The following is a 14,356-nucleotide window of genomic DNA, read 5'->3' on the forward strand; positions in this document are numbered from 1 at the left end:
CATGCTCACACTTTATGATCGCACCGTTTCATCCCGCCTGCTGCTCGGCACGGCGCGTTATCCGTCCCCCGCCAAGCTCGCCGATGCCGTTCGGCGCTCGGGCACCGAGATCGTCACGGTGTCGCTCAGGCGGGAAACCGCAGGTGGCAAGGCGGGCGGGGCCTTCTTCGAGCTGATCCGCGACCTCGGCGTTCATGTCCTGCCCAATACCGCCGGATGCCACAGCGTGTCCGAAGCCGTGTTGACGGCGAAAATGGCGCGTGAGGTTTTCCGCACCAACTGGATCAAGCTGGAACTGATCGGCCATCACGACACACTGCAGCCGGATGTGTTCCAGCTGGTCGAGGCAGCAAAAATTCTCAGCGATGACGGGTTTGAGGTGTTTCCCTATACCACCGACGATCTTGTCGTGGGCGAGCGACTGTTGCAGGCCGGTTGCAAGCTGTTGATGCCCTGGTGCGCGCCGATCGGCTCAGCCATGGGACCGCAAAATGTTTCGGCGCTCAAATCCATGCGGGCCGAATTTCCCGATATTCCGCTAATCGTCGATGCCGGGATCGGCAGACCTTCGCATGCGGCGCAAGTGATGGAACTTGGTTACGATGCCGTGCTGCTCAACACCGCCGTGGCCGGTGCCGGCAATCCCGCGCTGATGGCGGAAGCCTTCGCCAAAGCCATCGATGCCGGTCATCTCGCTTATCAGGCCGGTCCGCTGGAGCCGCGCGACATGGCCGTTCCCTCCACCCCCGTTATCGGCAAGGGCGTATTTGCATGAAGCTTGATCCCTTTTATCTCATCGTCGACAGCGCCGACTGGATCGAGCGTCTGGTGCCGCTCGGCGTCAAACTCGTGCAACTGCGCATGAAGGATGTGTCGGACGAGGTTCTGCGCGCCCATGTCAGGCGTTCCAAAGCCGCCTGCGCCGCCCATGGCTGTCAGTTGATCATCAATGACTTCTGGCAGGTGGCCATCGAAGAGGGTTGCGATTTCATCCATCTGGGGCAGGAGGATCTGGGCTTGGCCGATCTTGCGGCCATCCGCGCTGCCGGATTGAAGCTCGGCCTCTCCACCCATGACGAGGCGGAACTTGAAACGGCGCTGGCGGCGAAGCCGGATTACGTCGCGCTCGGTCCCGTCTGGCCGACGATCCTCAAGCAGATGAAGTGGGCGCCGCAGGGTCTGCCGCGGCTCAAGGACTGGAAGCACAAGGTGGGTCACCTGCCGCTCGTCGCCATTGGCGGTGTCACGGTGGAGCGGCTGGCGGATGTCTTCGCGCATGGTGCGGACAGTGCCGCTGTCGTGACTGACATTACCCGGAATGCCGACCCGGAGGGCCGCACGCGCGCATGGATCGAGGCCACCCGGCGCTTCTCTTGAGCATGCTTTCTTGTCATACTGGTAATCGGCAGGCTTTTCGGCCATATACGCTGCAAAAGAAGCAATTGAGGCCAAGATGACGGACGCAACGGTCGAATTCGCGAAGATGAACGGGCTTGGCAACAAGATCCTTGTTGTCGACATGCGCGGCCGTTCTGACCGTGTCACACCGGAAGCGGCCATTGCGCTGGCCGCTGATCCGCTGACCAACTTCGACCAGATCATGGCGATCCATGATCCGAAGCTGTCGGGCACGGACGCCTACATCGATATCGTCAACTGCGATGGCACGCGCGCACAAGCCTGCGGCAATGGTACGCGCTGCGTGGTGCAGGCGCTTTCAGCGGAAACCGGTCGCAAGGCCTTCACCTTCCAGACGCTGGCCGGTGTCCTCAATGCAGAAGAGCATCAGGACGGCACGATCTCCGTCGACATGGGCAAGCCGGTTTTCCAGTGGGACAAGATTCCGCTCTCGGAAGAATTCTACGATACCAGCCGCATCGAGCTGCAGATCGGCCCGATCGATAATCCCGTTCTGCATTCGCCCTCCGTCATGTCCATGGGCAATCCGCACGCCATCTTCTGGGTGGACCGTGACCCCATGTCCTTTGAGCTGGAGCGTTTCGGACCGCTGCTCGAAAACCATCCGATGTTTCCGGAGCGGGCAAATATCACGCTTGCGCAGGTGATCTCACCAACGGAAATGGTGACGCGCACCTGGGAGCGTGGTGCTGGCCTGACGCTCGCCTGTGGTTCCGCTGCCTGTTCCGCCGGCGTGTCGGGCGCGCGCACGGGCCGCACGGAACGCAAGGTGGATATCATCGTCTCCTCCAGCCCGGGCCGGGGCAAGCTCTCCATCGAATGGCGCGATGATGATCATGTCATCATGACAGGCCCTGCGGAATGGGAATGGTCCGGCCGCCTCGATCCCACTTCCGGCAACTTCGAGCGTGATCAAGAGCCTGAGGTGCAGGCGAAGTGAGTGGCGTCGAGGTCATTACCTTCGGCTGCCGTCTCAATACCTACGAATCCGAAGTCATGCGTTCTGAGGCGGAAAAGGCTGGCTTGAACAATGCCATCCTCGTCAACACCTGCGCCGTGACGGGCGAGGCGGTGCGGCAGGCGCGCCAGGCCATCCGCCGCGCCCGCCGGGAAAATCCGCATGCCCGCATCATCGTCACCGGCTGCGCGGCGCAGACGGAGGCAGCGACCTTTGGTGACATGCCGGAAGTTGACGCCGTGCTCGGCAATGAGGAAAAGCTGAAAAGCGCTTCCTATCGGGCGCTGCCGGATTTCGGCGTGTCGGCGGAAGAGAAGCTGCGCGTCAACGACATCATGAGCGTGAAGGCGACCGCGCCGCAAATGGTCAAGCACATCAACGGACATGTGCGCGCCTTCATTCAGGTGCAGAACGGCTGCGATCACCGCTGCACCTTCTGCATCATTCCTTATGGTCGCGGCAATTCGCGTTCGGTGCCGATGGGCGCTGTCGTCGATCAGGCGCGCAAGCTGGTGGCGGAAGGTTATCGCGAAGTGGTGCTGACGGGGGTCGATGCCACGAGCTATGGCGCCGACCTCCCAGGCACGCCGACGCTCGGTCTTTTGGCGAAGATGCTGCTGAAACAGGTGCCTGATATCGAGCGGCTGCGGCTGTCTTCCATCGACAGTATCGAGGCGGACAGTCATCTGTTCGACCTTTTGGCCGACGAGCCGCGCTTTATGCCGCATCTGCATCTGTCGCTTCAGCATGGGGACGACATGATCCTGAAGCGGATGAAGCGACGGCATTCCAGCGCGGATGCCCTTGCCTTTGTCGAGCAGGTGCGCAGCCTTCGGCCCGACGTCAGTTTCGGCGCGGACATGATCGCGGGCTTTCCCACCGAAACGGAAGACATGTTCGCCAATGCGGTTGGGCACGCCGAGGAATGCGGCATTTCCTTCCTGCATGTCTTCCCCTATAGCCCGCGACCGGGCACACCTGCGGCGCGCATGCCGCAGTTCGACCGGGCGCTGGTGAAGGAACGGGCGGCAAGGCTTCGCGTTACGGGTGAGGCGCTGTTGGCTGCACATCTCGATCGCATGGTCGGCACGCGCCAGACCATTCTCGTGGAAATGACCGGCTTTGGGCATACGGAAAACTTTTCGCTTGTTGCGGCTCCCGGTTTGGTGCCGCGCGATATGGTTTCGGTCACCATCACCGGCCATAACGGCAAACATCTGACAATGCAGGTCGACGCTGCTCAAGCCGCGTGACGGAACGGATCATTTCATGGCGCTGGGGTTCATCAAAAAGGTCTTCTCTTTCGGCAAGGACAAGCCGGCGGAGGAGCAGCAGGCACCGGAAGGCCTGACGGCCGACGACAAGGCCTCGATCTCCACCGAGCTCGAGCCGCGCTCGCGTGAAGAAGATCTTCCCGTTTCGCCGGTCGATCCGGTCTCGGATGTCGAGATGGAAACGGCCGGCGGCCCTGCGGATGATCCGGTGGATGCTGAGGAGCCCGTGCTGCTTGCGCCGGCGGACATGCCGGGCGAGTTGGGGCTGGTTCCCTTGTCTCTGTTGCAGGCTGAGGCTGAGGAAGAGGAGGCTGTTGAAGCTTCCTCTGAGGTTTCCGATATACCCCCCTCTGTCCTGCCGGACATCTCCCCCACACGGGGGGAGATTGATTCGCCGAGGTCGAGCCATTCCACAACTTCCGCCGCAACCGTGGAAAACGTCTCTTTAGGCTCCTTGGGTTCTGATAGTTTGAGCGAGCAAGCCCAGCTGATCTCCCCCCTTGTGGGGGAGATGTCCGGCAGGATAGAGGGGGGTGATGCCACCATACCCTCCAACGTCTCGGAACCCGCTCTCCCCAAGGGCTTTGCCACCCGCAAGGCCGAAACCCCGGTGGTCGAAGCTGTTCCAGCGGTAAAGCTCTCCTGGTTCCAGCGGCTGCGGCAGGGCCTGTCGCGCACATCCGCGCAACTGACTGGCCAGATCACGGCGCTATTTACCAAGCGTAAGCTGGACGAAGACACGCTGGAGGAACTGGAGGACCTGCTGATCCAGGCGGATTTGGGCGTCGAAACCGCCATGCGCATTACCGATACGCTGTCATCGGAGCGTTACGGCAAGGATGTGACGGGTGAGGATGTCACGCGCATCATGGCTTCGGAAATCACCAAGGTGCTGAAGCCGGTCGCGAAGCCGTTGGAGCTCGACCTTTCCCACAAGCCGCACGTCATTCTCGTTGTTGGCGTCAACGGCACAGGCAAGACGACCACCATCGGCAAGCTGGCAGCCAAGCTGTCCGGCTCAGGTCTCAAGGTCATGCTGGCGGCAGGCGACACCTTCCGTGCCGCGGCCATCGAGCAGCTGAAGATCTGGGCGGACAGGACCAATTCGGAATTCATCGGCACCAAGCTCGGTGCCGATGCTGCCGGTCTTGCCTATGACGCCTTTGAACAGGCAAAGGCGAAGAGGTGCGACGTACTGATCATCGACACCGCCGGTCGCTTGCAGAACAAGGCGGAGCTGATGGCGGAACTGGAAAAGATCGTGCGCGTGCTTGGCAAGCTCGATCCGGATGCGCCGCACACGGTGCTCCAGACGCTAGATGCGACGACCGGCCAGAACGCCATGAACCAGGTGGAAATCTTCCGCAATGTCGCCGGCGTCGGCGGGCTCATCATGACCAAGCTGGATGGAACGGCGCGCGGCGGCATTCTGGTGGCCATTGCCGCCAAGCACAAGCTGCCGGTCTATTTCATCGGGGTCGGCGAGGGCATTGACGACCTCGAACCCTTTGAAGCGGATGATTTTGCCCGTGCCATTGCGGGCGTGACGCATTGATGCCACAGAAGGCGGGTTTGCAGATGCAAGCCCCTTAACAAAGATAAGACGAGCACATGCAGAGCTTTGAAAGCGATACGACGCCGACCCAGCAGGAGAAGGCAAATCCTGGGCTGAAGCTTGCGTTGGAGCTGGGCCCGCTGCTGGTCTTCTTCTTCGCCAATCTGCGCGGCGAATGGCTGGTGGAGAAACTTCCGGTCTTGTCTGCGCTCGGTGGACCGCTGCTGGTCGCCACTGGCCTCTTCATGGCGGCAACTGTGCTCTCGCTGATCGTTTCGAAGGTCGTCTTCAAGCATCTGCCGGTGATGCCCTTCGTGTCCGGCGTTGTCGTTCTTATCTTCGGCGGCCTGTCGATCTGGCTTCAGGACGAAACCTTCATCAAGATGAAGCCGACAATCGTGAACACGCTGTTCGGCGTTACACTGCTGGTTGGCTTGCTGTTTGGCAAATCCTTGCTGGGCTATGTCTTCAATGCGGCCTTCCAGTTGACTGACGAGGGCTGGAAGAAGCTGACGCTGCGCTGGGGCATTTTCTTCCTGTTCCTGGCAATCCTGAACGAAGTCGTCTGGCGCAATTTTTCCGACGCCGTGTGGATCAATTTCAAGGTATGGGGCACCATGCCCATCACCATCCTGTTCACGCTGGCACAGATGCCGCTCATCATGAAGCACACGATCGAGAGCAAGCCGGGAGACGGCTATTGAGCCCAGCGGCGATGGCTGAAACGCGCTCTACCGGTCATTACTGGTTTGCTGTTGCTCTGATCATTCTGCTGGTGCAGATCATCGCCGAGCATGTCATGGGGCGGGTGTGGATCTGCACCTGCGGCACCGTGAAGCTGTTTGAGCCTGGGGTGAACACGCCAGGCAATTCCCAGCATCTGGCGGATTGGTATACGCCGTCCCACATCATCCACGGCTTTCTGTTCTATGGGCTCGGCTGGCTGGTGCTGCGCAAGGCGCCGCTCGCCAAGCGGCTGACGCTCGCAACTCTCATCGAAGCCGCCTGGGAACTGCTGGAAAACTCGCCGATCATCATTGACCGCTATCGTTCCGCGACGATGGCCATCGGCTACGAGGGTGATAGCATTCTGAACTCCGCCATGGACACGGTCTTCATGGCACTTGGCTTTTTGTTTGCCGCCCGGATGCCGCTTTGGGTGACTCTTGTCGTGGCGATCTTTTTCGAGATCTTCACGGGTTGGCTGATCCGCGACAACCTGACCCTCAACGTGCTGATGCTTGTTTATCCGGTCGATGCCATCAAGGCATGGCAGGCAGCGCTATAGGAGCGTTTCAAGCCTTGGGCTTCAGCGCCTTTTCAATCGCCGGCAACAGGTCCTGGGTCACGCTTCGCTCGTCGAACGGGCCAACCCGTTTGTAGAGAATGGTGCCGTCCAGGGCGACGAGGTAGCTTTCCGGAATGCCGTAAACGCCCCAGTCAATCGCGGCCTTGCCGTTCGGGTCAACGCCGATCGCTTTGTAAGGGTTGCCGAGCTCGCCAAGGAAGCGCAGCGCGTTGTCGTTGCGGTCCTTGTAGTTGATGCCGACCATGGTGATCCGGCTATCCTTCGCCAGTTCCTTCAGTATCGGGTGTTCTTGTCGGCAGGGCACGCACCAGGAGGCAAACACGTTGACGAGGGTCAGCTTGCCTTTGATGGCGGTGTCGTTCAGCGCAGGCGTCTGCGAGCCTTCCAAGGGGGGCAGCGAAAGCGACGGTGCCTTCTTGCCCAGAAGTGCCGAGGGAATGGCGGAAACGTCGCGCCCGTTCACATCCTGATCATAGAGCATCTTGCCCGCGATCGCCGCGAACAGACCGAACATGACAAGCGGGATGAGCGCCAGCGCATAGCGCGAGCGGCTGCGCGGGGAACCGGCTTCCTGGGTGTTTTCACTCACTGGCGGCTTCCTTGGGGTTCTCGACGGGCGAGGTCCGCGGAGCGGCGGAACGACGGCGGACGCCCGCTGCTTCCAGTTCCGCCAATTCCCTTTGGCGCGCGCGGCCATCGGCCCAGGTCCACAGAATGGCGATGGCGGTGATCGCAAGCGCCACGAGATAGGAGGAGTAGACGTAGAAGGCGTGGCTCATCAGGCTCATCTCAGCTTTCGCGGCTTGCCATGCGGGCGGCCACGCGGCGCTGCGTCGCGATGCGGCGACGCCAGATCTCACTGCGGATGGCCATGACATGCAGGGTGAAGAACAGCAGCGTATAGGCAATTGCCATCACCAGCAGCGGGCGTAGGAATTCGCCGTCGATGGTGGGGCCGCCCATGCGGATGACACTGGCCGGCTGGTGCAGCGTATTCCACCAGTCGACCGAGAACTTGATAATTGGGATGTTGACGAAGCCGATCAGGATCAGCACCGCGGAGACCCGCGCTGCCTTGGATGGATCATCCATGGCGCGGTTGAGCGCGATGATGCCGAGATACATCAGGAACAGGATGAACACCGAGGTCAGCCGCGCGTCCCACACCCACCACGTGCCCCACATCGGCTTGCCCCAGAGAGAGCCGGTGATCAGTGCGATCAGCGTGAAGGCAGCGCCCAGCGGGGCGGCAGCCTTGTGGGAAACGTCCGCCAGCGGATGGCGCCAGACCAGCGTGCCGATCGCCGAAAGCGCCATGACGGAATAACACATCATGGACAGCCAGGCGGCAGGCACGTGGATGTACATGATCCGCACCGTCTCACCCTGCTGGTAATCGCCCTCGGATGCAAAGGCGAGATAAAGCCCCACGACGAAGAATATTGCCGTCGCACCGCCCATCCACGGCAGAAGCCGGGAGGCGAGCGACAGGAATCGCGTCGGATTGGCCAGATCGCTGAATTTCGTGATGGCAAGGCTTTCGGTCATGCGGTCCTTCTAGAGCGATATGCCCTTCTCCGACTTGATTCTAGTCAATCCCCGCCGTTGCGCAACGCCAGCGCAGCGCCCAGAGGACCGATGACGGCAAAAAACATCGTGATGGCGGTGAGGATTAGGAAAGGCGGCAGGAAGGGTGCCGGTTCCTGCACGGCGGCGTAGGATGCGCTGACGCCGAAGATCAGCACGGGGATGGTGAGCGGCAGCACGAGAATGGAGACGAGCAGCCCGCCGCGCGGCAGGCTGACGGCGACGGCAGCACCAACGGCGCCGATGAAGGCAAGTGCCGGCGAGCCGACCAACAGGGTGAGCATCACGGCGCCGATCGACACCTCATTCATGTTCATGAACAGGCCGAGCAGTGGCGAGGCGATGACAAGCGGCAGCACGTTCGCCAGCCAGTGTGCCAAGCATTTGATCAGCACCGTTAGCACCAGCGGATGCTCCTGCATGAGCAGAAGATCGAGCGAACCGTCGTCGCGATCCGCCTGGAACAGCCGGTCGAGGCCGAGCAGTGCTGCCAGCAATGCGCCAATCCAGATGATCGCCGGACCGATGCGCGACAGCAGATTGAGATCCGGCCCGACGCCGAAGGGAATGACGGCGACAACCGTGAGGAAAAACAGGATGCCGATCAGCGCCCCACCGCCGGCACGCACGGACAGTTTCAGATCGCGAAGCAGGAGGGCGGTCATGGGTGCTCCCCTTCCAAAACAATAGGCATGTTTTCTTGATAGAAAGCCCCCCTCTGGCCTGCTGGCCATCTCCCCCACAAGGGGGGAGAGGACTCGCTGCACCCTCTCGTTGAAATTGAGGTGCTGAGGATGTGGCACGCTAAGCCCCTCCCTCTTGTTGGGAGAGAGTTGGGAGTGGCAACCCAGTCCCTCCTGCCGGCGGTGTCCTGGCGGGAGAGTGCGGCAAGTTTTCTCCCCCCTTGTGGGGGAGATGGCCGGCAGGCCAGAGGGGGCGTTTTGTCCAATGATCCTGACTTCAAATACCGTGAATCCCCGGCAGGACAAAGCCGGGGGCTTGGAACAAGCGACATTTTCAATGTCATTCCCACTCCTCCGCCGTAAACTCGAAACCCTTCATTTCCAGCGGTTTCACATTAAGGAGTTCCAGAGGCTGGTGTGTGGCGGCGAGCAGCATTCCGCCCTGACTCTGATGATCCCGCATCAGCGAGGCAAGCAGCGCCTCTGCCTTCACATCCAAGGCCGCCGTTGGTTCGTCGAGGATCCAGACGGGTCGATAGGCGACCAGCAGCTTGGCAAAAGCCATGCGGCGCTGCTGACCGGCGGAGAGATAGGCGAAGGGAAGATGAAGAACCTGCTCAAGCTCCACCATGGCGGCGGCATCACCAATACTGAAACCCGCTCCGCCCTCCCGGTCTCCGAAAAAGCTTTTCCAGAAGGCGAGATTTTCGCGCACCGTCAGTTCCGGCTTCATTGCGTTGCGGTGTCCCAGATAATGCGCCTCTTCCGCGAGATTGGGCGCCTGGCGACCGTCCTTGTACGAAAGGTGAACTGATCCGGAAGGCGGTTTCAGAAGCCCCGCCAGAACCCGCAGCAGGGTGGATTTGCCCGAACCGTTGCGACCCGTCAGAACGAGGGCCTCGCCACCCTGCAAGTCGAAGGAAATGTTAGAGAATATCAAATCTTCGCCGCGATGGGCTGAGAGGTTTTCGGCAGTCAGCCGCATGCGGTTAGCCTTTGGTTTGCCATTTGCGTGATCGGGCGAAAAAATTCTGCCGAACCCCCCTGTCACGGTCTGGAACAGTTCTTAGAAATTATCTATAAGCTTCGCAACCACGCCAGCGGCCGGCGTGATTTTCACTTTGCGCCGGACCTGAAGATTTCTCTTCTCGTGCGGACAGCGGAAATGGTCGTACCCGCATCCTGATGTGCATAAGTGCATAGGCGTCCGCACGCGCGTGTTGGCTCTTGATATCAGCGGGGTTGTTTTCCGTGACCAAATCTCTCGATAGCTTCAATTGCCGGTCTGTTCTGACCGTCAACGGCAAGGACTACGTTTATTACAGCCTGCCGAAGGCGGAGGCCAATGGCCTTCCCGGCGTGTCCAAGCTTCCCTTCTCCATGAAGGTTCTTCTGGAAAACCTGCTGCGCTTCGAAGACGGCAAGTCCGTCACCAAGGAGCAGATCCTCCAGGTTGCCGAATGGCTGAACAACAAGGGCAAGGTCGAGAACGAAATCGCCTATCGCCCGGCCCGCGTCCTGATGCAGGACTTCACCGGCGTTCCGGCTGTCGTTGACCTGGCTGCCATGCGTGATGGCATCAAGTCGCTCGGTGGCGATCCGGAAAAGATCAACCCGCTCGTTCCTGTCGACCTCGTCATCGACCACTCGGTCATCGTCGACGAATTTGGCAACCCGAACGCCTTTGCCCGCAACGTCGAACTCGAATACCAGCGCAATGGCGAGCGTTACCGCTTCCTGAAGTGGGGCCAGCAGGCGTTTAAGAACTTCCGCGTCGTTCCTCCGGGTACGGGCATCTGTCACCAGGTGAACTTCGAATATCTCGGCCAGACTGTCTGGACGAAGGACGAAGACGGCGAAACGATCGCCTATCCCGACACCTGCGTCGGCACCGACTCCCACACGACGATGATCAACGGTCTCGGCGTTCTGGGCTGGGGCGTTGGCGGTATCGAAGCTGAAGCGGCCATGCTCGGCCAGCCGGTTTCCATGCTTCTGCCTGAGGTCGTCGGCTTCAAGCTGACCGGCACGCTGAAGGAAGGCGTCACCGCAACCGACCTCGTTCTGACTGTCGTGCAGATGCTGCGCAAGAAGGGCGTTGTCTCCAAGTTCGTCGAATTCTACGGCACGGGTCTCGACACGCTGCCGGTTGCCGACCGCGCAACGATCGGTAACATGGGTCCGGAATACGGCGCAACCTGTGGTTTCTTCCCGGTCGATTCGGCCACCGTCGGCTATCTCGACATGTCCGGCCGCACCAAAGATCGTATTGCCCTCGTTGAAGCCTATTCCAAGGCTCAGGGCATGTGGCGCGAAGGCGACGGTTCCGACCTCGTCTTCACCGATACGCTGGAACTTGATCTCGGCGACGTCGTGCCGTCCATGGCTGGCCCGAAGCGTCCGGAAGGCCGTCTGCCGCTCGAAACCATTGCCCCGAACTTCGCGACCGCCCTCGAAGGCGATTACAAGAAGCCGGGCCAGCTGTCTCAGCGCTGGGCTGTCGAAGGCACGGATTTCGACCTCGGCCATGGCGACGTGGCGATTGCTGCCATCACCTCCTGCACCAACACGTCGAACCCGAGCGTTCTGATTGCTGCCGGTCTTCTCGCCCGCAACGCCGTTGCCAAGGGTCTGAAGTCCAAGCCGTGGGTCAAGACCTCGCTGGCACCCGGATCCCAGGTCGTCGGCGAATATTTGGAAAAGTCCGGTCTCCAGAAGGAGCTCGATGCCCTCGGCTTCAACCTTGTCGGTTTCGGCTGCACCACCTGCATCGGCAACTCCGGTCCGCTGCCCGCGCCGATCTCCAAGACGATCAATGACAAGGGCATCATTGCTGCCGGCGTTCTCTCCGGTAACCGCAACTTCGAAGGCCGTATCTCGCCGGACGTTCAGGCGAACTACCTGGCTTCTCCGCCGCTGGTTGTGGCCTACGCTCTCGCCGGCACGGTTCAGAAGGACCTGACGAGCGAGCCGCTGGGCGAAGACCGTGACGGTAACCCTGTTTACCTGAAGGACATCTGGCCGACTTCCGCAGAAGTGCAGGAGTTCATCCAGAAGTATGTGACCCGCGAACTTTTCGAAACCAAGTATGCCGACGTCTTCAAGGGCGATGCAAACTGGCAGGCCGTGCAGGTTCCGGAAGGGCAGACCTATGCCTGGGACGACAAGTCGACCTATGTGCAGAACCCGCCTTACTTCGTCGGCATGCCGAAGAAGGCTGGCGTCGGTACCGAGAACATCGTCAATGCCCGCGTTCTCGGCCTGTTCGGCGACAAGATCACCACCGACCATATTTCTCCGGCCGGTTCGATCAAGGCGCAGTCTCCGGCGGGTGCTTACCTGATCGATAACGGAGTGTCCGTTGCTGACTTCAATCAGTACGGCACGCGTCGCGGTAACCATGAAGTCATGATGCGCGGCACTTTCGCCAACATCCGCATTCGCAACTTCATGCTTGGCCCGAACGGCAAGGAAGGCGGCTACACCGTCCACTATCCGTCCAAGGAAGAGATGTCGATCTACGACGCGGCCATGAAGTACAAGGCTGAAGGTACGCCGCTGGTCATCTTCGCAGGCGTTGAATACGGCAACGGTTCCTCGCGTGACTGGGCTGCCAAGGGCACCAACCTGCTCGGCGTTCGCGCCGTGATCGCCCAGTCCTTCGAGCGTATTCACCGCTCGAACCTGGTCGGCATGGGCGTCATCCCCTTCGTCTTCGAAGAAGGTACGAACTGGCAGAGCCTGGATCTCAAGGGCGATGAGACCGTCACCATCGAGGGCCTCAACGGCGAGATCAAGCCGCGCGAGTGGAAGACTGCGAAGATCACCTATGCCGACGGTACGGTGAAGGAAATCAAGATCCTCTGCCGCATCGATACGCTGGACGAAGTCACTTACGTCAACAATGGCGGCATCCTGCAGACGGTTCTGCGCGATCTCGCTGCGTAAATTTTAATGCTTCGAAAGGCCGCCGGACGCATGTTCGGCGGCTTTTTTGCGCGCCACGGTTTTGAAGAGTGAAATGTCACCCCCTTGTGACTTCCGCTTGATGGCGCTCATCTATAGTTTCCGCTCAGCACTTGATGCTTTTGCCGAAAGATTTGAGACGATCCTGAAGGGGCCCCCGTTCATGCTGGTTGATCTGCGTACCGTTGCCCTGATGGCCGCCTGCCTGTTCAGCGCAACCGCGTCTGCAGGAGAGGACGGCAGTGTGGCGCCAAAGGGTGTCGTTGAACTCTTTACGTCTCAGGGCTGCGCATCCTGCCCGCCCGCCGATGCCAATCTGAAGAAGTTGGTCGAACAGGGCGATGTCATCGCTCTCTCCTACCACGTGGATTACTGGAACTATGTCGGTTGGACCGACACGATGAGTTCCAAGGAAAATACCGAACGCCAGTATGGCTATGCTCATTCTTTTGGCCGCAGCAGCGTCTATACGCCTCAAGCCGTAATCAACGGCCGCGACCATGTGAAGGGGACCGATCTGGGGGCGATCAATACCAAGATCGACACGCTGCGAGACAAGGGGCAGGGGCTGACCGTTCCCGTGCAGGCCCAGATGAAGGGCGACGAAATGGAGATCGAGATCGGGCAAGGCCAGGGACGCGCCGATGTCGTGGTCGCCTATTTCACCCGCAAGGATCAGGTCAATGTTCTGCGCGGCGAAAATGGTGGCCGGCAGATGGAATACTGGCACAGCGTGTATGACGTGCAGACTGTGGGCATGTGGGATGGTCAGGCCATGAAGGTGACCTTGCCCGCCAAGACCATGGGCAAATCCAAGAAGGACGGTTGCGCTATCCTGCTTCAGTCGTCCAGCGCCAACGGTGAGCCGGCCGCTATCCTCGGTGCTGCCATGGTCATGGCTGGGCGCAAGCGCGCGCCTTGAGGATTTCTTTTCTGGATGTACCGGCGGTCCGGCCTGAAGCGCTGGGGGCTGGGGGTAAGGTCAACGCTGGAGGCCGGACCTATCTGGCGCAAGGGCGCCAACCGGTGATGCTTTATGCATCCCGAATCCGGCAGTCTTTTGTTCGAAATTAGGCATGAACGAAAAGAGCGGTACATCGTTTGGCTCTTGTTCAACCCGCGTCGACTTAAGTGAACTGTGACGACCCGGTTGCTTTTTGTGCCATCTGAGGCACATTGTCATGAATCTGATAAATGGCTTTAGGAGATGGCATGACCGATCAGCCTGATTTTCAGGGCCGTCAAGCTTCGCAGGATGCAGACGTCGTTGTCGATCTCAGTCAGTATCGGCAAAACAAGGACCCGCTTCCGGTCACCTTTCATCGCCGCGAGTTGGACCAGATCCTCTGGATCTATGGTCGCATGGTGGGCGAAGGCGAATGGAAGGACTACGCCATCGATCATCTCAAGGACAAGGCGGTGTTTTCCGTCTTCAAACGATCGGGTGAGATGCCGCTCTACCGGATCGAGAAAAATCCGAAACTTGCTTCTAAGCAGGGCGCCTACAGCGTTGTGAATACGCATGGCATGGTGCTGAAGCGCGGCCACGAGCTGAAGCAGGTGCTGAAGGTGTTTGACAAGGTGCTAAAGCTGGTTGAATAGGCA

General features: G+C 60.1%; 15 protein-coding genes. 10 read left to right on the forward strand and 5 right to left on the reverse strand.

The window, feature by feature from the left end; all coding sequences use genetic code 11:
* The first annotated feature begins 1 nt into the window (after window position 1).
* The 7 genes from Q2T52_RS17925 to Q2T52_RS17955 all read left to right on the forward strand — a co-directional run bounded on the left by Q2T52_RS17925 (window position 2) and on the right by Q2T52_RS17955 (window position 6,494).
* Window positions 2–775: a thiazole synthase gene (locus Q2T52_RS17925; protein WP_302078191.1), complete on the forward strand. Its 774-nt coding sequence runs from the start codon at window positions 2–4 to the stop codon at window positions 773–775.
* Window positions 772–1,377, forward strand: coding sequence for a thiamine phosphate synthase (locus Q2T52_RS17930; protein ID WP_302078192.1), 606 nt, complete (start codon window positions 772–774; stop codon window positions 1,375–1,377). Before Q2T52_RS17925 ends, Q2T52_RS17930 begins: the two co-directional genes overlap by 4 nt.
* A gap of 76 nt (window positions 1,378–1,453) precedes the next feature.
* Entirely contained in the window at window positions 1,454–2,359 is a 906-nt protein-coding gene (gene dapF, locus Q2T52_RS17935) for a diaminopimelate epimerase (RefSeq protein ID WP_302078193.1), read from the forward strand.
* Window positions 2,356–3,630, forward strand: a complete 1,275-nt coding sequence (mtaB, locus tag Q2T52_RS17940) for a tRNA (N(6)-L-threonylcarbamoyladenosine(37)-C(2))-methylthiotransferase MtaB (protein WP_302078194.1) — start codon at window positions 2,356–2,358, stop codon at window positions 3,628–3,630. Before dapF ends, mtaB begins: the two co-directional genes overlap by 4 nt.
* Window positions 3,631–3,646: 16 nt before the next feature.
* A complete protein-coding gene (ftsY, locus tag Q2T52_RS17945) occupies window positions 3,647–5,206 on the forward strand; it encodes a signal recognition particle-docking protein FtsY (protein ID WP_302078195.1) in 1,560 nt (519 codons plus the stop codon).
* 56 nt (window positions 5,207–5,262) lie between these two features.
* Window positions 5,263–5,910 (forward strand): septation protein A, encoded by a 648-nt coding sequence (locus tag Q2T52_RS17950; protein ID WP_302078196.1) that lies wholly within the window; start codon window positions 5,263–5,265, stop codon window positions 5,908–5,910.
* Between the two features lie 11 nt (window positions 5,911–5,921).
* A complete protein-coding gene (locus Q2T52_RS17955) occupies window positions 5,922–6,494 on the forward strand; it encodes a DUF2585 domain-containing protein (RefSeq protein ID WP_302078369.1) in 573 nt (190 codons plus the stop codon).
* A 7-nt stretch (window positions 6,495–6,501) separates the two neighbouring features.
* Here Q2T52_RS17955 and Q2T52_RS17960 read toward each other — a convergent pair whose 3' ends face one another.
* The 5 genes from Q2T52_RS17960 to ccmA all read right to left on the reverse strand — a co-directional run bounded on the left by Q2T52_RS17960 (window position 6,502) and on the right by ccmA (window position 9,770).
* A complete protein-coding gene (locus tag Q2T52_RS17960; RefSeq protein ID WP_302078197.1) occupies window positions 6,502–7,104 on the reverse strand; it encodes a DsbE family thiol:disulfide interchange protein in 603 nt (200 codons plus the stop codon).
* Window positions 7,097–7,294, reverse strand: a complete 198-nt coding sequence (ccmD, locus tag Q2T52_RS17965; RefSeq protein WP_302078370.1) for a heme exporter protein CcmD — start codon at window positions 7,292–7,294, stop codon at window positions 7,097–7,099. Before ccmD ends, Q2T52_RS17960 begins: the two co-directional genes overlap by 8 nt.
* A gap of 10 nt (window positions 7,295–7,304) precedes the next feature.
* Complete coding sequence (locus Q2T52_RS17970; protein WP_302078198.1) at window positions 7,305–8,063, reverse strand: heme ABC transporter permease; 759 nt, start codon at window positions 8,061–8,063, stop codon at window positions 7,305–7,307.
* 44 nt (window positions 8,064–8,107) lie between these two features.
* Window positions 8,108–8,767 carry a heme exporter protein CcmB gene (gene ccmB / locus Q2T52_RS17975; RefSeq protein ID WP_302078199.1) on the reverse strand — a complete coding sequence of 220 codons (660 nt, stop codon included), beginning with the start codon at window positions 8,765–8,767 and terminating at the stop codon, window positions 8,108–8,110.
* A 358-nt stretch (window positions 8,768–9,125) separates the two neighbouring features.
* Window positions 9,126–9,770: a heme ABC exporter ATP-binding protein CcmA gene (gene ccmA / locus Q2T52_RS17980; protein ID WP_302078200.1), complete on the reverse strand. Its 645-nt coding sequence runs from the start codon at window positions 9,768–9,770 to the stop codon at window positions 9,126–9,128.
* A 266-nt stretch (window positions 9,771–10,036) separates the two neighbouring features.
* Between ccmA and acnA the strand changes: the two genes are divergently transcribed.
* From acnA to Q2T52_RS17995, 3 genes are all read left to right on the forward strand, one after another.
* Complete coding sequence (gene acnA, locus Q2T52_RS17985; protein WP_302078201.1) at window positions 10,037–12,733, forward strand: aconitate hydratase AcnA; 2,697 nt, start codon at window positions 10,037–10,039, stop codon at window positions 12,731–12,733.
* A 181-nt stretch (window positions 12,734–12,914) separates the two neighbouring features.
* Complete coding sequence (locus Q2T52_RS17990; RefSeq protein ID WP_436799552.1) at window positions 12,915–13,673, forward strand: DUF1223 domain-containing protein; 759 nt, start codon at window positions 12,915–12,917, stop codon at window positions 13,671–13,673.
* Between the two features lie 290 nt (window positions 13,674–13,963).
* Window positions 13,964–14,353: a DUF2794 domain-containing protein gene (locus Q2T52_RS17995; RefSeq protein WP_302078202.1), complete on the forward strand. Its 390-nt coding sequence runs from the start codon at window positions 13,964–13,966 to the stop codon at window positions 14,351–14,353.
* The last annotated feature ends 3 nt before the right edge of the window (window positions 14,354–14,356 follow it).

The sequence above is a fragment of the Rhizobium oryzicola genome (assembly GCF_030504645.1).
In the GTDB taxonomy this organism is placed as follows: domain Bacteria; phylum Pseudomonadota; class Alphaproteobacteria; order Rhizobiales; family Rhizobiaceae; genus Neorhizobium; species Neorhizobium oryzicola.

What these genes read in the sequence shown, in the direction of transcription:
- Q2T52_RS17925 (WP_302078191.1), top strand. Translation starts at nt 2, where the DNA reads ATGCTCACACTTTATGATCGCACCGTTTCATCCCGCCTGCTGCTCGGC.
- dapF (WP_302078193.1), top strand. Translation starts at nt 1,454, where the DNA reads ATGACGGACGCAACGGTCGAATTCGCGAAGATGAACGGGCTTGGCAAC.
- ftsY (WP_302078195.1), top strand. Translation starts at nt 3,647, where the DNA reads ATGGCGCTGGGGTTCATCAAAAAGGTCTTCTCTTTCGGCAAGGACAAG.
- Q2T52_RS17995 (WP_302078202.1), top strand. Translation starts at nt 13,964, where the DNA reads ATGACCGATCAGCCTGATTTTCAGGGCCGTCAAGCTTCGCAGGATGCA.
- Q2T52_RS17950 (WP_302078196.1), top strand. Translation starts at nt 5,263, where the DNA reads ATGCAGAGCTTTGAAAGCGATACGACGCCGACCCAGCAGGAGAAGGCA.
- ccmB (WP_302078199.1), bottom strand. Translation starts at nt 8,767, where the DNA reads ATGACCGCCCTCCTGCTTCGCGATCTGAAACTGTCCGTGCGTGCCGGC.
- Q2T52_RS17990 (WP_436799552.1), top strand. Translation starts at nt 12,915, where the DNA reads ATGCTGGTTGATCTGCGTACCGTTGCCCTGATGGCCGCCTGCCTGTTC.
- Q2T52_RS17955 (WP_302078369.1), top strand. Translation starts at nt 5,922, where the DNA reads ATGGCTGAAACGCGCTCTACCGGTCATTACTGGTTTGCTGTTGCTCTG.
- Q2T52_RS17970 (WP_302078198.1), bottom strand. Translation starts at nt 8,063, where the DNA reads ATGACCGAAAGCCTTGCCATCACGAAATTCAGCGATCTGGCCAATCCG.
- ccmD (WP_302078370.1), bottom strand. Translation starts at nt 7,294, where the DNA reads ATGAGCCACGCCTTCTACGTCTACTCCTCCTATCTCGTGGCGCTTGCG.
- ccmA (WP_302078200.1), bottom strand. Translation starts at nt 9,770, where the DNA reads ATGCGGCTGACTGCCGAAAACCTCTCAGCCCATCGCGGCGAAGATTTG.
- Q2T52_RS17930 (WP_302078192.1), top strand. Translation starts at nt 772, where the DNA reads ATGAAGCTTGATCCCTTTTATCTCATCGTCGACAGCGCCGACTGGATC.